Genomic DNA, 19,193 nt, shown 5'->3' on the forward strand with positions numbered 1-19,193 from the left:
TAGGCGGCTCGACCAGCAAAAAGCCAGCTCGGTCGCCACGGCTTGCGGCGGGGCCGCGGTCAGCGGTAGTCGACGACCTTGCGGTTGCGCGGCTTCGGGAACCGCGAGGAGTTGGCCACCCAGCCGGCCATCTTGCGCCAGTGCTTGGGGCCGGTGGTGGCGGCGGTGGTGAGCTCGCGATCCCATTCGGCGGTCTCGAGGCCGTCGACGGCGGCGACCACCTCGCGGGCGTCGTCCAGGCTGGGCACCACGCGGTCGCCGAGCACGCCGTCCTTCTCCCCGACCAGGGTGATGCGGACGCCCGCCGACCCGGCGGGCTGGAGCACGGCCTTGGCCGCGCCGTCCTCCGTGGCGACGTAGCCGCGGATCGAGTTCACGACGCCCTTGCCCGGCGCGGACTCGGCCGGTGCGTCGTTCGCGGTCTGGGCGGTGGTCTCTTCGGTCATGGGTCTCATGATAGCGGCGCGGTCTCGCCGCCCACGACAGCCGTCACGGTGCCAGTCTGCGGAGCAGCCCGGCGAGGGTCCGCAGGTCGTCGCCGCTGAAGGCGGCGAGTTCCGGGGGCGCCGGGTCGGGGGTCGCGTCGGCGACGGCCACCGCGGCGCGGCCGGCGGCGGTCAGCGACACCAGGCGGCGCCGTTTGTCGGCGGGGTCGACGTCGCGCGAGACCAGTCCGGCCGCCGCCAGCTCGTTGACCGCCACCGTGGTCGCCGGTGCGTCCATAGCCGCCGCGTGCGCGAGTTCCTTCAGACTGAGCGGGCGCCCTCGATCGAGGCGCCGCAGGACCCGGACCCGGGAGAACGGGAGACCGGTGCGCCGGGCGACCGCGCGGCGCCAGGCGTCACGACTGTCGAAGACGGCGTGCACCAGGAGCGACCACACCTCGTCGGGGTCCGGCTGCGGCTCAGCGGGCATCGCTCACCGCCTCGGTCCGGGTGACGGGGTCGTCGTCGAACAGCGGGGCGACGCGCCGCAGAGAGCGGTCAGCGGCGGCACCGGTCGAGACGACACCGAGCACGATCACGCCGACCATCGCGACGGCCACCGTGGACCACAGCGCGGCGCCGGCCAGCACGCCGCACAGGGCGACACCGACGCTGATGCCGATCTGCCGGCTCGTCGTGGCGACCGCGGCGGCGGCCCCGGCGCGGTCGATGGGCATCCCGCTGACCGCCGCGTTGGTGATCGGCGCGTTCACCAGACCGAACCCGATGCCGAACACCGCCATCACCGCGGCGACGACCGGAATCGGCGTGTCGTCGCCGATCAGCGCCAGCAGCACCGCGGCGACGGTCATCACGGCGCCGGCGCTCACCATCGACGGCCGCGCCCCGTAGCGGCCGACCAGCCGGCCCGACAGCGGCGACATCACCAGGACGGCCAGCGCCATCGGCAGATAGACCAGGCCCGCGGAGACGGCGCTGAGCTGCCGGGTGGACTGCAGATAGATCGACATGGTGAAGAGGAAGGCGCCGAAACCGGCGAAGGCGACGATCGCGGTCATCGTCGCGGCCGAGAACGGGAAGCTCCGGAAGAAGCGCAGATCGATGAACGGCGCCCGGTGCCGGTTCTCGTGCCAGAGGAAGGCGGCGAAGGCGGCGGCGGTGACCAGCAACAGCAGTGGCCGCCGCTCGATGAGCGCGAAGACCAGGGTGGCGAGGACGAGAACGGCCAGCACCTGGCCGATAGGATCGAGGCGGCGGGCGCTCGCCGAGCGCGATTCGGGCACCACCGCGGCGGTGAGGACGAGGGCGAGGGCGCAGATCGGCAGGTTGATCCAGAAGATCGACCGCCAGCCGAGGGAGTCGATCAGCGTGCCGCCGACGATCGGACCGACCGCCGTCGAGACGCCGACGACCGCGCCCCAGACACCGATGGCGCGGGCGCGTTCGACGCGGTCGGTGAAGACGACGGTGATGATCGACATCGCCACCGGGTTGAGCATCGAGCCGCCGACCGCCTGCAGGAACCGCGCCGCGATCAGCACCTCGATGTTCGGCGCCAGACTGCACAGCAGGGATCCGGCGGCGAAGACCGTCAGGCCGATCTGGAACACCCGCCGCCGTCCGAAGCGGTCAGCGATCGCCCCGGACAGCAGCAGCAGGCTCGCCAGGGTCAGCGTGTAGCCGTCCACCACCCATTGCAGGTGGGACAGCGAGGCGTGCAACTCCCGGCCGATCGTCGGCAGCGCGAGATTGACGATGGTGGAATCCATCGTCGAGATGAGGATCGCCGTGCAGCAGGTGATGAGCACGGCGCGCTTGCGGCTCGTCGAGAGCGGTGCGGGACCGGTCACCCGATCAATTGTATAAACACAACTGTCCGCGCCGCGTGCCACACTGAAGTCATGCGCGCGATCACTGTGACGTCCACCGGCGGTCCCGAGGTCCTGCGGTACGGGCCGGTCCCGGATCCGGCGCCCGGCCCCGGCGAGATCCTGGTGCGGGTCCGCGCCGCCGGGGTGAACTTCATCGACACCTACTTCCGGCACGGTCTCTACCCGATCGCCCTGCCCTACGTGCCCGGCCACGAGGGCGCAGGCGAGATCGTGGCGCTCGGCGCCGGGGTCGACGGACTGGCCGTCGGCGACCGGGTGGCCTGGTGCGATGCGCCGGCCAGCTACGCCGAACTGGTCGTCGTCCGGGCGGCACGGGCGCTCCGGATACCCGACGGCGTCTCCGACGAGACGGCCGGATCGTCGCTGCTGCGCGGCCTCACCGCGCACTACCTGCTGAATCCGTCCCTGCCGCAGCGGGCCGGCGGCAGCGCGCAGCCGCGGGCCGGCGACACGGTCCTGGTCCACGCCGGCGCGGGCGGCGTCGGCCTGATCCTCACGCAGCTCGCCACGCGCGCTGGGATCCGGGTGATCAGCACGGTGTCCAGCGACCGCAAGGCCGAACTCTCGCTCGCCGCCGGCGCGCAGACGGTGCTTCGCTATCACGAGGACATCCCCGCCCGGGTACGCGAGTTGACCGACGGACACGGCGTGCCCGTGGTGTACGACGGCGTGGGCGCCGCCACCTTCGAGCAGTCCCTGGAATCGGCCGCGGTGCGCGGCACGGTGGTGCTGTTCGGCGCCGCCAGCGGACCGGTGCCGCCGTTCGATCTGCAGCGGCTCAATCCGCTCGGCTCGCTGTCGGTGACCCGACCGACGCTCGCCCACTTCATCGCCGCCCCCGACGAGCTGGCGTGGCGGGCGGGCGAGTATTTCGAGGCGGTCGCCGACGGCGACGTCGTGATCCGCGTCGGACAGACCTATCCCCTGGCCGATGCCGCGCAGGCCCACCGCGACCTGGAGAACCGGCAGACGACCGGCTCGACGGCGCTCCTCCCGTGACACGGGTGTCGCCTGCCCGGGCCGGTATCGGGATCGCCGTGACCGTGGCCGTCGTGCTGCTGGCGGCCGTCCGGCCGATGAGCGCGGTCGCCCTCAGCATCTGCCTCGCCCTGCTCCTCGGCCTCGGCGTGATCGTGGCGGCGTTCCCCGGCGCCGGGACGGCGGCGCCCGCCGCCCGGGACGGCCGGCAGGCGCGCCGCGAGCGCTGGACCGCCGCGACCGGTCATCACGACGACATCCTCGCCGCCTACGGCGTCTACGAACTCGATCCGTCGATGCTGCTGCGCTACCCGGCGATGTGGGACTTGAGCGCCCCGCCGATCGTGAACTTCCACGACGCCCTCGACCTGGCCGGATCCCTGCGCACCGACTCCTACCCCGGAGACGACGACGCGCAGGAGTACGTCGACGCGGTGAGCATGCTCCGCACGGACTGGGCGGCCGCCGACCGGTACGCGCGCACCACCGGCACCGGCCATCTCGACGACACCGACGCCGGCGAATGCCGCCGGGCCCTCGGCCTGCTGCAGCACGCCGAGGGCACCGCGGGCCCGGAACGGGCGACCTATCTGGAGAAGGTGATCGGCAGCCTCGACAAGCTGTCCGAGCGCGGCGTCGTCACCGCGCCCGCGCCGATGCAGGACGCACTCACCAAGCAGGTGCAGCGCTCCCTCGAGTCACCACAGACCTGAGCGCAGGAAGGTGCCGTTTAGGGCGTAGACGCCTTCGGCGCGCACCCCGATCGGCCCGGTCCGCATCATGATCACTTCGTCACCGGACCGGTCACCGGGCGCCGGTCCGGCCTGAAAGGCGACCAGGTCGCCGTCGAACGGCTTCAGGTCGTTCCGGGCCAAGAGGTCGTCGCGGGCCTTCACCAGCGCCGCGGTGGTCACCGTATCGGCCCGGAAACCCGCGCTCTCCCGCGAGTTCCGCGGCCGCAGCTCGGGGAAGCAGCCGGGCACGATCTTCAACGACTCGTAGGGACCGCCGGTGAAGTCCACGTTGACCCCGCCGGAGTTCTGGATCGCCGAGGCGAACACCGACGACGATCCCTCGGCGAGCGCCATGAAGTCGATCTCCCGCACCAGCGGCGCCGCCGGGTCCAGGCGGTACTGCCGCATCACCTTCTGCAGCAGCGGCATCGCGGTGCCGAGGAAGGCCGCATCGGTGGTCGGCGCGACGTGCCCGGCGGCGTCGACCTGGATCGCGTGCATGTCGATCTGATACTCGGCGACCAGCAGGTCGTCGCTGCGCCGGGAGAGCGTGATCCCGTCGGCCGGATGCGATCCGGTGATCTTCAGCGCGGCCGCCGCCTTCGCCACCTCGGGTGTCGCGGCGTTCAGGTCGAGTCGGTCGATGTCCGCGCGGGAGAACGTGCGCCGGTCGGTGGCACGCCTGCGGTCCGCGGAATACCACCGCCCGTCGCTGCGACTGGCGTACACCGCGTCGCCGGTGGCCGGGTCGTACACGCGCAGCGACGTCGACAGATCACTGATGCGGATCTCCAGTACACTGCGCGAGCCGTTCGGGACCAGCTGATCGGCGCGGTCCAGCGCGGCACGCAACTCGCCCTGCGGATCGGCCGGCAGCTCCTCGGTGACCGGCGCGCCGCCGCCCGGCTGCGGCCCGGCCCCCGCACCGCCGGCCCGGCTGTCCGACATCATCGCGACCACCGTGATCCCGACGGCGAACAGGGCGGTCGGGATCAGGATCAGCGCGATCAGGGCCGCCGACGGATAGCGGCTCCGGAGCCACGTGAGGATCGCCACCGGGACGACGACGGCGATCAGCGCACCGACCACGCGCCAGCCGGCCGCCTCGGCGACGCACGCCAGAACCATGCCGCCGACGGCGGCGACCGCCGCGATCAGCACACCCAGCAGCGGGACGACGGAACTGTGCTTCATCGGCTCACTGTCCCAGACGGGCGCCGGTCAGGAGAAGTATGACGAGATGGTCGGCAGGTTCAGCACCGCGTCGACCGCGAGACCGCAGAACAGCAGGGCCAGGTATTCGTTGGACTTGAGGAAGATCTTCAGCGGCTTCACCTCGGCGCCGCGCCGGGTGTTCACGTACAGCTTGGTGACGTACCAGAGGAACCAGGCGCCGGTGCCGACCGCGACCACCAGGTAGATCCAGCTGGTCACCGGGATCAGCGCGAAGGAGGTGAGCACGGTCAGCCAGGTGTAGATCAGCATCTCGCGGGTCACCCGCTCCGGGGTGGCGATCACCGGCAGCATCGGCACGCCCGCGGCCGCGTAGTCCTCGCGGTAGCGCCAGGCCAGCGCCCAGGTGTGCGGCGGGGTCCAGAAGAAGACCACCAGGAACATCACGAACGGCTGCCAGCTGAGGCTGTGCGTCACCGCCGCCCAGCCGATCAGCGCCGGCATGCACCCGGCGGCGCCGCCCCAGATCACGTTCTGCCAGGTCCGCCGCTTGAGGATCAGCGTGTACACGAACACGTAGAACGCGATGGTGATCATCACCAGGATCGACGGCAGGAACGAGCGGTGCCCGGCGTCGTCGGCCGTGCCGTAGTACAGCGTCACGAACGACGCGGCGGCGAGCACGATGCCGAAGATCAGCGCGTTGCGCACCGGCACCGCGTGCCGGGCCAGCGGCCGGCGCTGGGTGCGCTTCATCTTCTGGTCGATATCCGCGTCGGCGACCATGTTCAGGCTGTTGGCGCTCGCCGCGCCCATCCAGCCGCCGACGACGGTGACCAGGATCAGCACGATGTCGACGTGCCCGCGGTGGGCTTGCAGCATCACCGGGATGGTCGAGACCAGCAGCAACTCGATCACCCGGGGCTTGGTGAGCGCGATGTAGGCGCCCGCCGTGGCCTTGATCCGGGCCGGGATCGTCGCCGGTACTGCCGGTGCCGCCGCGGGATCCGGGGACGACGAGGAGTCGCTGGCGGAAGCGTCTGAATCCACGCTTTGCCCGATCTTCAACGCCTGGCTCCCTTGCCTGCTCGAGAAGTGCGCACCGGCGCGCACGCCAGCCACCACGGAGAGTTCTCCCGAAGGGCTGCTTCGCCTCGAATGGTAGCCCTCGCGCGGCGGAGCGGAGAATCGGGTCCGCCGCGCGCGATCGGCCCGTCCTGGCCGGACGAACGTCGGCCCTATGCCCTAGGCTGGGGGAATCAGCCGTTTCACACCCTCAGGAGATCCCCGAACCGTGACCGCTACAGAACAGATCGCCGAGCTGACCAAGCAGGTACACCCTGACGATTGGACTGACGTGGACACCCGGGCGGTCGACACCGCCCGGCTGCTCGCGGCGGACGCGGTCCAGCATTGCGGAAGCGGTCACCCGGGCACGGCGATGAGCCTGGCCCCGCTGGCGTACACCCTCTACCAGCGTGTGATGCGGCACGACCCGAAGGATCCGGAGTGGGTCGGCCGCGACCGCTTCGTCCTCTCCTGCGGCCACTCCAGCCTCACCCAGTACATCCAGCTGTACCTCGGCGGTTTCGGCCTGGAACTGGGCGACCTCGAGGCGCTGCGCACCTGGGATTCGCTGACCCCGGGCCACCCCGAGTACCGCCACACCAAGGGCGTCGAGATCACCACCGGTCCGCTCGGCCAGGGTCTGGCGTCGGCGGTGGGCATGGCGATGGCGGCCCGCCGCGAGCGCGGCCTGTTCGATCCGGACGCCCCGGCCGGCGACAGCCCCTTCGACCACCACGTCTACGTGATCGCCTCCGACGGCGACATCGAGGAGGGCGTCACCTCCGAGGCGTCGTCGCTGGCCGGCACCCAGGAACTCGGCAATCTGATCGTCTTCTACGACCAGAACCACATCTCCATCGAGGACGACACCCAGATCGCCCTCACCGAGGACACCGGTAAGCGCTACGAGTCGTACGGCTGGGACGTGCAGCACATCGAGGGCGGCGAGGACATCGTCGCGATCGAGAAGGCCGTCGAGCACGCCAAGAGCGTCACCGACAAGCCGTCGATCATCCTCATCCGCACCATCATCGCGTGGCCGGCTCCGACCAAGATGAACACCGGCGCCTCGCACGGCAGCGCGCTGGGCGCCGACGAGGTCGCCGCCACCAAGAAGATTCTCGGCTTCGATCCCGAGCAGAGCTTCGAGGTGCCGGCCGAGGTGATCGCGCACACCCGCGCACTCGCCGATCGCGCCGCCACCGAGCGGGCCGCCTGGCAGGTCGAGTTCGACGCCTGGGCCGCCGCCAACGGCGAGCGCAAGGCGCTGTTCGACCGGCTGTACGCCGAGGCGCTGCCGGAGGGCTGGACCGACGCGCTGCCGTCATGGGAGGCCGGCGACAAGGCCGTCGCCACCCGCTCGGCGTCGGGCAAGGTGCTCTCCGCGCTGGGTCCGGTACTGCCGGAGCTGTGGGGCGGCTCGGCCGACCTGGCCGGTTCCAACAACACCACCATGGACGGCGCGACGTCGTTCGGCCCGGCGTCGATCAGCACCTCCACCTGGACCGCCGACCCGTACGGCCGCACCCTGCACTTCGGCATCCGCGAGCACGCGATGGGCGCCATCCTCAACGGCATCGTGCTGCACGGGCCGACCCGCCCGTACGCCGGCACCTTCCTGCAGTTCGCCGACTACATGCGTCCCGCGGTGCGGCTCGCCGCCCTGATGCAGATCGACCCGATCTACGTCTGGACCCACGACTCGATCGGCCTCGGTGAGGACGGCCCCACCCATCAGCCGGTGGAGCACCTGGCCGCACTGCGCGCGATCCCCGGCCTGGACGTGGTCCGGCCGGCCGACGCCAACGAGACCGCACACGCCTGGCGTCACCTGCTCGGCCGTCGCCGTACCCCGGTCGGTCTGGCGCTGACCCGCCAGAATGTGCCGGTGCTGGCCGGGACGTCGTACGAGGGCGTGGCCCGCGGCGGCTACGTGCTGTCCGATCCGGCGGTCGCCCCCGAGGTGGTCCTCATCGGCACCGGCTCGGAGGTCGCGCTGGCCGTCGAGGCCGCCGAGGCGCTGGCCGCCGAGGGCGTCGCGGCCCGCGTGGTCTCGATGCCGTCGATCGAGTGGTTCGATGAGCAGGACCAGGCGTATCGCGATTCGGTGCTGCCGGCTGGTGTGCCGCGCGTCGTCGTCGAGGCCGGCATCGCCATGCCGTGGTACCGGCTGGTGCACGGCGGCGGCGGAATCTCCGAGTCGACCGGCGAGATCGTCTCGCTCGAGCACTTCGGCGCCTCGGCTCCCTACCAGAAGCTGTACGAGGAGTTCGGCATCACCGCCGACGCGGTCGCCGCGGCGGCCCGCCGTCTGCTCGGCCGCTGACTCCCACCCGTACCGGACGAATCGGAGGAACCCCCATGACGCAGAATCCGAAACTGGCCGAACTGTCCGCCGCGGGCGTCTCGGTCTGGCTCGACGATCTGTCCCGCGACCTGCTCGACTCGGGTGCGCTGCAGGACCAGATCGACAGCCGGTCGGTGGTCGGTGTGACCACCAACCCGGCGATCTTCCAGGCCGCGCTGGCCGGATCGAGCATGTACGACGCGCAGATCGCGCAGCTCGCCGGCTCGGGCGCCGACGTCGACACCGCGATCACCACGATCACCACCGACGACGTCCGCCGGGCGTGCGGGGTGTTCGAGCAGGTGTTCACCGACTCGGCCGGCGTCGACGGCCGCGTCTCGATCGAGGTGGATCCGCGCCTGGCGCACGACACCGACGCCACCGTCGCGCAGGCCGTCGAACTGTGGAACCTGGTGGACCGCCCCAACGCGCTCATCAAGATCCCGGCGACCAAGGCCGGCCTGCCGGCCATCACCCGGGTGCTGGCCGAGGGCATCAGCGTCAACGTGACCCTGATCTTCTCGGTGGAGCGCTACCGCGAGGTGATCGAGGCCTACCTGAACGGGCTCGACGCGGCGCTGGAGAACGGGCACGACATCGCCCGGATCGAGTCGGTGGCCTCGTTCTTCGTGTCCCGGGTGGACACCGAGATCGACAAGAGGCTCGACGCGATCGGCACCCCCGAGGCGCTGGCGCTGCGCGGCAAGGCCGGGCTGGCCAACGCCCGCCTCGCCTACGCCACCTACCGCGAGGTCTTCGAGTTCGGCGTCCGGTTCCCGGACCTGAAGGCGCACGGCGCACGGCCGCAGCGCGCCCTGTGGGCGTCGACCGGGGTGAAGAACCCGGACTACGCCGACACGCTGTACGTCAGCGAGCTGGTGGCGCCGGACACGGTCAACACCATGCCCGGCAAGACCATGGAGGCCTTCGCCGACCACGGCTGGGTGGACACCGACTCGATCATCGGCAAGGAGGCGGAGTCCCGGGCGGTCTTCACCGCGCTCGCCGAGATCGGCGTGAATCTGCCGGAGGTCTTCGAGGTCCTCGAGGCCGAGGGCGTCGACAAGTTCGAGGTCGCCTGGAGCGAGCTGCTCAGCGCCACCGCCGCCCAGCTCGCCGCCGCGAAGGGCTAGCGGCGTGCCGGCCTCCGGCGGATGGGTCAATCCGCTCCGCGACCCGGACGATCGGAGGCTGCCGCAGATCGCCGGTCCGTGCGCGCTGGTGATCTTCGGCATCACCGGTGATCTGTCGCGGCGCAAACTGATGCCGGCCATCTACGACCTGGCCAATCGCGGGCTGCTCCCGCCGAGTTTCGCGCTCGTCGGGTTCGCCCGGCGCGAGTGGGACCACGAGGACTTCGCGGAGTTCGTCAAGAAGGACGTCGAGGAGCGCTCGCGGACCGGTTTCCGGGAGGCCCAGTGGGCCAAGCTCGCCGAGGGCATGCGGTTCGTCGAGGGGTCGTTCGAGGACGATGCCGCGTTCGATCTGCTGCGGGACACGCTCGCGGAGCTGGATTCCGAGCGCGGCACCGACGGCAACCACGCGTTTTACCTCGCGATCCCGCCGAACGCCTTCCCCACGGTGCTGCAGCAGCTCAAGCGCACCGGGATGGCGACGTCCGACGTGCCCGACACCTGGCAGCGCGTGGTGATCGAGAAGCCGTTCGGGCACGACCTCGAGTCGGCCCGGCAGCTCAACGCCCTGGTGAACAGCGTCTTCCCCGAGGAATCGGTGTTCCGTATCGACCACTATCTGGGCAAGGAGACGGTGCAGAACATCCTGGCGCTGCGCTTCGCGAACCAGCTGTTCGAGCCGGTGTGGAACAGTCACTACATCGATCACGTGCAGATCACCATGGCCGAGGACATCGGCCTGGGCGGCCGGGCCGGGTACTACGACGGCATCGGCGCCGCCCGCGATGTGATCCAGAACCACCTGTTGCAGTTGCTGGCGCTGGTCGCCATGGAGGAGCCGATCTCGTTCTCGCCGCGCGAGTTGCAGGTCGAGAAGATCAAGGTGCTCATCTCGACCCGGAACATCGAGCCGATCGCCGAGAACTCGGCGCGCGGCCAGTACGGTCCCGGCTGGCAGGGCTCGGAGAAGGTGCCCGGGCTGCTCGAGGAGGGCTTCTCCCCCGATTCGACCACCGAGACCTACGCCGCGATCGCGGTGGAGGTCGACACCCGGCGCTGGGCCGGGGTGCCGTTCTACCTGCGCACCGGCAAGCGGCTCGGCAAGCGCGTCACCGAGATCGCGCTGATCTTCAAGCGGGCGCCGCATCTGCCGTTCGACGCGTCGATGACCGCCGAACTCGGCCAGAACGCGATGGTGATCCGGATCCAGCCGGACGAGGGCGTCAACATCCGCTTCGGCGCCAAGGTGCCCAGCACCGGGATGGAGGTCCGCGACGTCAACATGGACTTCAGCTACGGCGAGGCGTTCACGGTCAGTTCGCCGGAGGCCTACGAACGGCTCCTGCTCGACGTCCTGCTGGGCGAGCCGTCGCTGTTCCCGGTGAACGAGGAGGTGGAGCTCAGCTGGGAGATCCTCGACCCGGTGCTCGACACCTGGGCCGCCTCGCCGGAGCCGCCGGAGACCTACGAGGCCGGGACCTGGGGACCGGAGTGCGCCGACGAGATGATGGAACGCTCCGGCCGCAGCTGGCGGCGGCCGTGACCGGGGCGCCGGAGATGCGGAGGACGCGCGAATGATCGTCGAACTGCCCGACACCTCCACCCAGGAGGTCAGCAAGAAGCTGGTCCGGATGCGCAACAGCGGCGGCGAGGTGACCGTCGGGCGCGTCCTCACCCTGCTCATCGACACCGAGCCCGGAGAGGTCGCCGAGACCGCCGTCGCGGTCGCCAACGAGGTGAGTCGTGAGCACCCGTGCCGCGTGATCGTGGTGATCCGCGGGGATCGGTCGGTGCCGGTGCGCCTGGACGCCGAGATCCGCGTCGGCGGCGACGCCGGCGCCTCCGAGGTGGTGCTGCTGACCTTGTCCGGCGAACTGGCCGGCCACGCGCACGCGGTGGTCACGCCGTTCCTGCTGCCCGACACCCCGGTGGTGACCTGGTGGCCGGGGGCCGCGCCCGACTGCCTGTCCGCCGATCCGCTGGGCAAACTGGCGTCGCGGCGCATCACCGATGCGCGCAACGCCCCCGACCCGTGGGCGTTCCTCGAGGCCCGGCGCGCCACGTACAGCCCCGGCGACACCGATCTGGCATGGTCGGCGATCACCCCGTTCCGGGCGACACTCGTCTCGGCACTCGATCGGCCGCCGCACCAGCCGATCCTGTCGGCGAGCGCCACCGGCCCGTCGCGCCTCCCCTCGGTCGACCTGTTCGCCGGCTGGCTGGCCGGTGAGCTCGGCGTGCCGGTGACCCGCGGAACCGGCCGCTGGAGTATCCGGCTCACCCGGCCCGACGGGGTGCTGGAGATGACCGTCGACGGGATCGACGGCGTCCTGCACTCCCCCGGCCACCCGGACGGCCGCGCGCCGTTCCACCGGCGGACCACCGCCGAATGCCTCGCCGAGGAGCTGCGGCGCCTCGACGCCGACGTCGTCTATCGCCGCGCGCTGGACGGCCTCTCCGGCGTCACGATCGGAAAGTGAGCACCGTGAGCGAGACCGAGCACCTGGTATTCCCCACCTCCACCGACCTGGTCGCGACGGCGACCGCCCGGCTGGTCGACGCGATCGGCCGCGCGCAGCGGGCTCGCGGTCTCGCGACGATCGCGCTGACCGGCGGTTCCAACGGCATCGGCCTGCTCCGGGCGCTGGCCGCGGACGCGGCGGCCGTCGACTGGTCGCGCGTCGAGCTGTACTGGGGCGACGAGCGCTTTCTGCCCGCCGGGGACCCGGAACGCAACGAACGGCAGGCGCGCGAGGCGCTCCTCGATCTGGTGCCGGTCGATCCGGCGCGGGTCCACCCGATGGCTGCCTCGGACGGTGAGTTCGGCGACGACATCGACGCCGCCGCGCGCGCGTACGCCGGGCTGATCGGCGACGATCTGCGCTTCGACGTGCACTTGCTCGGCATGGGCGGCGAAGGTCACATCAACTCGCTGTTCCCGCATTCCGCGGCGACGGCCGAGGAGACCGCGCCCGCGGTGGCCGTGGTGGATTCGCCGAAGCCGCCGCCCCGCCGGATCACCCTGACCTTCCCGGTGATCAACCGTTCCCGTGAGGTCTGGTTCCTGGTCTCCGGCGGCGAGAAGGCCGAAGCGGTGGCCGCGGCCGCCGCCGGCGCCGCCCGCGCGGACTGGCCGTGCGCGGGCGCGCACGGCACCGAGCGCACCGTCTGGTTCCTCGACACCGCCGCCGCCTCCCTGCTCTGAGCACGAGGCCTCCTGCCGCCCGTTGAGCCGACCCGAGCCTGATAGGGAGCCCTTCGACGCCGCATCGTTGAAACGACCCCTGTCCGATGAGATCGGTGAGCCGGGTGTTGCGGGAGCGCCGCTACCCGGCGAGCGGCGTGATCGCCGAGAGATCGACCCGGCCGCGGGCGCGCTGCAGGTCGTAGTCCATCTGGATTCAGCCAGAACAGATCGCTCTGGCCGAATAGGCGGCCGAGCCGAAGGGATATCTCGGCGGACACGCCGCGCTGTCCGTGCACGATCTCATGCACGGTCCGTACCGATACGCCGAGATGTTGCGCGAGCCCGCGCTGCGACAGCGCGTAGTCGTCCATGTACTCCCGCAAGTGCTCGCCGGGATGGCTGATCACGTCCACTCGCTGCTCCCTTCAGTGGTAGTCGACGATCCGCACGTGTTCGGGACCGTTTCGACACGGTCTGCGCCTAGCGGCTTGACCGGCTCAACGGGCTGATGACGGTCAGCTCAACAGGTTGATGACGACCGCCTCAACAGCCCGTTGAGCCGACGCCGAGCCCGAAAGGGCGAGGTGGCGAGTCGAAACGACCCCCTCGGTCGGGGCCGGCCCTCGGACGATGGCGGCGCTGTGGGCGGTCACGCGCGCATATATCGATCGTGACTCGCCGTAGTGCTGTTGTCATGCAGAGGGCCCACCGGCCCGTGGAGTCCGATCGACCTCCGAGCCACCCCCTAGCGTCGCCTCGTGGTCCGGAGTCAGGGCTCGCGGGCGCTGCTTCCGGGAACGACACGCTGCCACCGTGTCGCGACGCTGCTACGAGAGGGGGCCCGGCTCGCCGGGCATCCGGGTGTCGTCGCGGATGCGGGCCTCGCGGTTGCCGATCATGTGGCGGTCCAGGACCAGCGGCGCGGCGAGGGCGTCCCCGGTCTCGGCGGCGTCGCCGGTCTCCGCGTCGCCCGTTTCCGCCGTACCGGCGGTCGGGGTCGCGACGGGTCCGGTCGCCCCGGCCGCGGCGGACTCGCCGCCCTGGGCGCGGACGGCCTCGACGGCCCGGTCGGCGAGCGCCTCACCGGCACCCTGGTACAGGTGGATCACCACGTCGATCCCGAGTTCCTCGAGTTCGCGCACGTCCTCGCGGTACAGCGCCACCGACGCGACGACGGCGCCGCTGTGTCCGATGCGCCGCAGTTCGCGCAGCGCCTCGATGTTGGCGTACTGCGCGGGCATGGCCAGCACGATCATGATGACGCCGCCGGTGTCGACCATCCGCGTCCAGAAGTCGTAGTCGGTGGCGTCGCCCTCGATCACCTGGTAGCCGCGTTCCTCCAGATAGGCGGTGCGATTCGGGTCGTGCTCGACGCCGAGCGTCCGGTAGCCGTACTCGTCGGCCAGCTGCCGGTACACCGCGGAACCGACTCGCCCCATGCCGAGCACGACGGCCTCGGCGTCGCCGATGTCGATCGGCCGGTCCTCCGGGTGCAGCCGGTCGGGATGGCGCGCGGGCAGTCGCCGCGCCAGCCGGGACACCCCGGACACGCTGGTCGGGTTCAGGAAGCCTGCCACCACGAAGCCGCCGGACACGGCGACCACCAGGGTCAGCAGCCAGCTCTCGGACAGCCAGCCGTCGTCGGCGCCGACCTCGGCGATGATGAGCCCGAACTCGGAGTAGTTCGCGAGTGCGAGGGCGGCCAGCAGCGCGGTCCGGTTGCGCAGCCCGAACAGCCACAGCAGCGCCCAGTAGCCCACCGCCTGCACCGGCAGCAGGACCAGCAGCGCCGCGCCCAGTCCGAGATTCACCCAGGTCGGGATCCCGTGGAAGCCGATCGCCACGAAGAAGCCGACCAGCAGCAGATCCTTGATCCGGAACAGCGCGTTCGACAGCTGGTCGGCGCCCGGGTTGCGCGCCAGCGTGATCCCCATGATCAGCGCGCCCAGACTCCCGGACAGCCCGACCGCGGTGAACAGCAGATACCCGGGAATCAGCGCCATCCCGATGCCGAACAGCACTTCCATCTCGCCGTGACCGAGCCGGTTCCAGTAGCGGGTGCTCCAGGAGATCACCGGCACGACCACCAGCAGCGTCAGCGCCCACGGACTCGGTGGCTTGCCCTGCGAGACCGACATCAGCACCACCGCGCCGATGTCCTGCATCACGAGCACACCGATCACCACGCGCCCGTACAGCGCCTGCTCGTCGCCGCGTTCCTGCAGCACCTTGACCGCGACGATGGTGCTGGAGAACGACAGCACGAACGCGATCGCCACCAGGACCCGCAGCGACTCCGGTCCGAAGGCGCCGGCCAGGGACAACAGCGACAGGAAGCCGACGCCGACCACGGACATCAGCACCATGTGCACGGTGGAGCCGAGCCACACCTCCTTCTTGATCAGCGACCGCAGATCCAGTTGCAGGCCGATCGCGAAGAGGAGCAGCATCACACCGATCTCGGCGATCTCATCGATGCCGGTCAGCTTCTCCACCCCGGCGGCGTTGAGGATGAAGCCCGCCGCGAGGAAGCCGATCAGCGGCGGCAGCCGCAGCAGTCTGGCGACCAGGCCGCAGCCGAACACGACCGCGACGTAGATCGCCACCAGAGTCATGGGATCATTCTAGTGTCCGTTATCGGCGCTATGACCGGCTCCTCCCCGTAGCCCCGGTCGCGGTGAGCGATCGTGCCCGAACCGGCCCCGAGCAGCAGGAAGAACAGTGCGCACGGCACCCCGGCGATCACCGTCGTCGACGACGCCCCGGCCGCGTGCGCGGCCGCCGCCGCCCCGGCGGTGAGCAGCGCACCGCCGATCACGAGGCTGTCCAGCCAGTCCCGCTGCGCCCACCCGTGCAGCGCGAGCCAGATCAGGATCGCGGCGACCAACGCCGCCAGCGCGGGCCAGAGGGCGGCGGCGTCGACCCGCCACGGCCGGCCCGGCCACCACGGTGCCGTGCATGCGGCCCCGGCCGCCGTGACGAGCAGGCATGCCGCCCAGTTGACCGGACTCGCATGCCACGGACGACGCGCCGGCCTCGGGAGGTCGGCGGGCACCGTCCGGGCACGTGCCGACGCTCCCGCCACCAGCCCGAGCACCACCGCACCGATCAGCACCCAGCCCTCCGGGTACAGGGAGCGGCTCGCGTCGAGCGTGCCCACCGCGGCCGCGACGCCGGCCCCGGCCAGCGCCAGCCCGCCCGTCAGCGCGAGCCCGGCGAGCACCCACGTGGCCGTCACCGCCCGCCGCGTCGACTCCTCGGCGTAGTCGAGATCGGTGTGCCAGGCCGACGACGGCCCGCCGGCCGCCCCGTCGATCGCTTCCCGCAACAGACGTCGCCGTCGTCGCCCGCGAAACGCCGACCACAGAATCGCCGGCGCGACGATCGCCAGCACCGCACCCACCGTGATCTGCGTCGCGGCCACACCGGCGGCATCGGGCCGCTGGGCGCTGGCCGAGAGGGCGTGCCCGAGCGCGACCGCGGTGAGCACCGTCGCGCCGACCGCCGCGAACCGGAGCGGTTCGGCGAGGAAGAGCAGCGGGAACGCCACGATGCGCGCGAGCAGCACGGCGGCGCGGCCGAGTTGCCCGGCCGGCGTCCAGCGGGTCCGGGCACGCGGCGCGAGTGCCCGCCCCACCAGCGGGCCGAGCCGGGCCGCCAGCGAATACCGGTATTGCGGCGACAGATCGGCGAACGAGTAGCTCAGCTCCGGCATGCGCCACGTACCGCCCGCACCGTCGGTGAACGTCTCCTCCTGTTCGAGGACACCGCGCTGCAAGTCGGCCACGCGGTGATCGACGACGACGGACGCGGCACGCGCGGTCCGGTTGTCCGCGCCGGCGTCGTCGAGGATGCCGACGATTCCGGCCGCCGCGTCGAGGCGGCCCCACCGCCAGTCGTTGGCGCGCCAGCGCCAGTCCAGGAAGCCGCTGAAGTTCGCGATACTCGTTCCGGCGAGCTTGCTCGACGCCGCCAGCGGCCGGTGCTCGCCCTGATCGATCACCGCGTGCACCCCCGTGCGCCATTCCGGCAGCAGCGCCCGGTCCCGCGGGACCTCGCGCAGCCAGCGGCGGATCCAGAGATTCCGGTCGGCGGCGTCGACGGCACCGGTCATCACCGCGGGCCGCTGGGTGCCGCTGATCGAGGCGAAGGCGACGATCGCATCGGTGCCCGAGAGCTCGATGATCGCCATCGTGCGCACCAGCGCACGCGCCTGCCGCGCGTCCATGCCGGGTGCGTCGAGTGAGCCGTCGGCCACCCGCCGCCAGATCGAGCCCGACCACCACTGGGCGGGCTCCGCGGGCGCGAACGCCGTCGTGCGAAACTCGGCCATCAGCTCGTCGAGCCGCCGGAACAGCCTGTCGATCAGCGGTGTACCGGTACCGCCGAAGGTCAGTCCGTCGCCGAGGGCGGTGAGGAACCGGCCTTCGGCCGGCGCCCCGGTCTCGGCGGCACCGATCGTCGTCCACAGTGCGTCCGACATCCGCAGTTCGCGCTGCTGCCGCGCGGCGGCGTCCAGCGCCGCCGACAGTCCGTCGAGTGTCCCGTCCGGCCCGATCGCGGTCACGACCGGCCGGTAGACGGCCTCGCGCCGGGCGAGCAGCGCGGTGATCAGCATCCGGTAGAGCTGCGCCTTGCGCACCGGGAGCAGGGCCGGCGGCCGATCGGTGGCGGCGTCGATCTCCCGCAGCCAGAGGATCAGCAGAGCGATTCCGTCGATCACCGCCTGCAGGTCGCCGGAGAGATCCGGCGCCGGCGACGCACCGTAGCGCGCGGTCAGCCGGTCGCCCAGGGTGAGCACGTCCGTACGGCCGGCCGCGTGCAGCGCGGTGATCGGGCCGGGCGCGGCCCAGCCGGGCGGCCGGACGGGCACCTCCACCCAGGGCTCACGCAGCAGCCGGGCGAGCCGCCGCGCATCCGGCCCGATCCGCGCGCGGGCATATCGCCGGGCGGTCACCGCACCCAGCAGCGGGATCTCGCCCTCCGCCCCGGCGAGCGCGGCGACCCGGGACCGCTGACGCAGCAGTTCCTCGTTGCCGCCGCGCACCAGATCGAGTTCGTCGTCGGCCGACTCCTTGCGGATCTTCAGCATTCCGGCCGTGACCAGCATGTTCAGCCAGGTGGGATCGGCGCGGCGGCGCGGCGTCTCGATCCGCAGCGCCGGACTCGGATCCAGGTAGATCAGGCGGCGGGTGGTGCAGTCCGACGACGGCGCACGCTGGATCGCGCGCATCGCCCGGTCGACGGGGATGTTGTCGAAGATGCCGCCGTCGATCACCCGGAACGACACGCTCTGCGCCATCGCCGATCCGGCGGGCACCACATCGGCGAGCGGAAAGACGCCCGCGGCGTTGTGCCCGAGCCGGCCGTCCCGGGGCCGATCGCCCCGGCCGCCGGGCCCGGTGGCCTCGCCGGGTACCGCCGATCCGTCGTCGGCGACGGCGGAGTAGATCGACGCCGCCTCGAACGCGCCCGGGAACGACGACGACGCGCGCGCCGCCAGCGCGAGCAGGTCGAGCGCGGTGCGGAAGTCCGCCACGCTGTCCTCGTCGGGCTGCGGGACGGTCGAGAAGCCGGTGGCGAGGCGGCCCGGCCGGGAGGTGAAGGTGAAACCGGCCCGATGGTCGTGATCCCGCACCTGCGCGTCGTTCCCGGCGTAGCCGCCCGCGTCCGGGCCCCGGCCGACGACGGTGGCCGCGAGATCCACAGTGATGTCGGTCGCCGAGAACGCCGTCTGCTGCTGCGTCGGCAGCGCGGTGCCGTCCCCGGCGATCCGCTCGAGCGCGGTCCGGGCCACGTGGAAGAAGCGGCCGTCGCCGCTGAGGATCGACCGGATACGGCCGAACCCGGGATGCCACAGCAGTTCCCAGATCCCGCCGTCCTGGATCCAGGTGCGGTGCGCCGGGCCGTCGAGCGGAATGCCGATGCCCTGAGACACCCCGAGCAGCACCGCGTTCAGCCCCCCGGCGCTGGCCCCGGCGAGGATGTCGATCTCCACCTTGTCGAAGCCGCTGTCGGCCAGCAGCGTCCGGTACATCTCGACGCGCCCGCGTTCGGCGGGCAGGAAGAACTCCGCTGGCAGATGATCGCCCGTGTCGTCCCGCAACGACGCGCGCCGGAACAGGTCCAGCTCGGCCACCGCGCCGCCGATCCAGACCGCCAGCGACACGCCGCCGCGCAGCGCCAGCGCCAGCCGGAGAGTGCGGCGCGGGTGCGGCGACGGGGCGGTCATTGG

General features: G+C 71.6%; 14 protein-coding genes and 1 pseudogene. 7 read left to right on the top strand and 8 right to left on the bottom strand.

Features of this window, described 5'->3' with window-relative positions; translation table 11 throughout:
- Window positions 1–59 precede the first annotated feature (59 nt).
- Genes MYK68_RS10225 through MYK68_RS10235 form a run of 3 tightly spaced genes read right to left on the bottom strand, consistent with a single transcriptional unit; the run spans window position 60 to window position 2,296 of the window.
- Window positions 60–446, bottom strand: coding sequence for a hypothetical protein (locus MYK68_RS10225; protein ID WP_247867873.1), 387 nt, complete (start codon window positions 444–446; stop codon window positions 60–62).
- Between the two features lie 43 nt (window positions 447–489).
- The gene (locus tag MYK68_RS10230) at window positions 490–915 is read right to left on the bottom strand and encodes a MarR family winged helix-turn-helix transcriptional regulator (protein WP_247867874.1); all 426 of its coding nucleotides are present in this window, start codon (window positions 913–915) and stop codon (window positions 490–492) included.
- A complete protein-coding gene (locus MYK68_RS10235; RefSeq protein ID WP_247867875.1) occupies window positions 905–2,296 on the bottom strand; it encodes an MFS transporter in 1,392 nt (463 codons plus the stop codon). Before MYK68_RS10235 ends, MYK68_RS10230 begins: the two co-directional genes overlap by 11 nt.
- 51 nt (window positions 2,297–2,347) lie before the next feature.
- On the opposite strand from MYK68_RS10235, the gene MYK68_RS10240 reads away from it, so the two are divergent.
- Together MYK68_RS10240 and MYK68_RS10245 are read left to right on the top strand one after the other, a co-directional pair.
- Entirely contained in the window at window positions 2,348–3,337 is a 990-nt protein-coding gene (locus tag MYK68_RS10240) for a quinone oxidoreductase family protein (RefSeq protein WP_247867876.1), read from the top strand.
- Complete coding sequence (locus MYK68_RS10245; RefSeq protein WP_247867877.1) at window positions 3,334–4,029, top strand: hypothetical protein; 696 nt, start codon at window positions 3,334–3,336, stop codon at window positions 4,027–4,029. Before MYK68_RS10240 ends, MYK68_RS10245 begins: the two co-directional genes overlap by 4 nt.
- Here MYK68_RS10245 and MYK68_RS10250 read toward each other — a convergent pair.
- On the bottom strand, window positions 4,015–5,244 hold the full coding sequence (locus MYK68_RS10250; RefSeq protein WP_247867878.1) for a hypothetical protein: 1,230 nt from the start codon (window positions 5,242–5,244) through the stop codon (window positions 4,015–4,017). The two genes, MYK68_RS10245 and MYK68_RS10250, sit on opposite strands and share 15 nt — an antisense overlap.
- Before the next feature lie 27 nt (window positions 5,245–5,271).
- Entirely contained in the window at window positions 5,272–6,273 is a 1,002-nt protein-coding gene (locus tag MYK68_RS10255; RefSeq protein ID WP_247867879.1) for a heme o synthase, read from the bottom strand.
- A gap of 244 nt (window positions 6,274–6,517) precedes the next feature.
- Here MYK68_RS10255 and tkt point away from each other — a divergent pair, with 244 nt between their 5' ends.
- From tkt to pgl, 5 genes are read left to right on the top strand one after another with little or no spacing between them, the layout of a single operon-like run.
- Window positions 6,518–8,617 carry a transketolase gene (gene tkt / locus MYK68_RS10260; protein WP_247867880.1) on the top strand — a complete coding sequence of 700 codons (2,100 nt, stop codon included), beginning with the start codon at window positions 6,518–6,520 and terminating at the stop codon, window positions 8,615–8,617.
- A gap of 35 nt (window positions 8,618–8,652) precedes the next feature.
- Window positions 8,653–9,771: a transaldolase gene (tal, locus tag MYK68_RS10265; RefSeq protein ID WP_247867881.1), complete on the top strand. Its 1,119-nt coding sequence runs from the start codon at window positions 8,653–8,655 to the stop codon at window positions 9,769–9,771.
- A gap of 4 nt (window positions 9,772–9,775) precedes the next feature.
- Window positions 9,776–11,314: a glucose-6-phosphate dehydrogenase gene (zwf, locus tag MYK68_RS10270; protein ID WP_247867882.1), complete on the top strand. Its 1,539-nt coding sequence runs from the start codon at window positions 9,776–9,778 to the stop codon at window positions 11,312–11,314.
- A gap of 31 nt (window positions 11,315–11,345) precedes the next feature.
- Window positions 11,346–12,251, top strand: coding sequence for a glucose-6-phosphate dehydrogenase assembly protein OpcA (locus tag MYK68_RS10275; protein WP_247867883.1), 906 nt, complete (start codon window positions 11,346–11,348; stop codon window positions 12,249–12,251).
- 5 nt (window positions 12,252–12,256) lie between these two features.
- Entirely contained in the window at window positions 12,257–12,976 is a 720-nt protein-coding gene (gene pgl, locus MYK68_RS10280) for a 6-phosphogluconolactonase (RefSeq protein WP_247868005.1), read from the top strand.
- Window positions 12,977–13,230: 254 nt separating this feature from the next.
- On the opposite strand, the pseudogene MYK68_RS10285 reads toward pgl, so the two are convergent.
- The 3 genes and pseudogenes from MYK68_RS10285 to MYK68_RS10295 form a co-directional block, all read right to left on the bottom strand.
- Window positions 13,231–13,329: pseudogene (locus MYK68_RS10285) on the bottom strand (helix-turn-helix transcriptional regulator); the annotation flags it as partial.
- A 456-nt stretch (window positions 13,330–13,785) separates the two neighbouring features.
- Window positions 13,786–15,573: a cation:proton antiporter domain-containing protein gene (locus MYK68_RS10290; protein WP_247867884.1), complete on the bottom strand. Its 1,788-nt coding sequence runs from the start codon at window positions 15,571–15,573 to the stop codon at window positions 13,786–13,788.
- Entirely contained in the window at window positions 15,570–19,190 is a 3,621-nt protein-coding gene (locus MYK68_RS10295) for a DUF3376 domain-containing protein (protein WP_247867885.1), read from the bottom strand. The genes MYK68_RS10290 and MYK68_RS10295 overlap by 4 nt, the downstream gene beginning before the upstream one ends.
- Window positions 19,191–19,193: the final 3 nt, after the last annotated feature.

Origin of the sequence: Gordonia sp. PP30 (genome assembly GCF_023100845.1) — a bacterium.
Lineage (GTDB): Bacteria > Actinomycetota > Actinomycetes > Mycobacteriales > Mycobacteriaceae > Gordonia.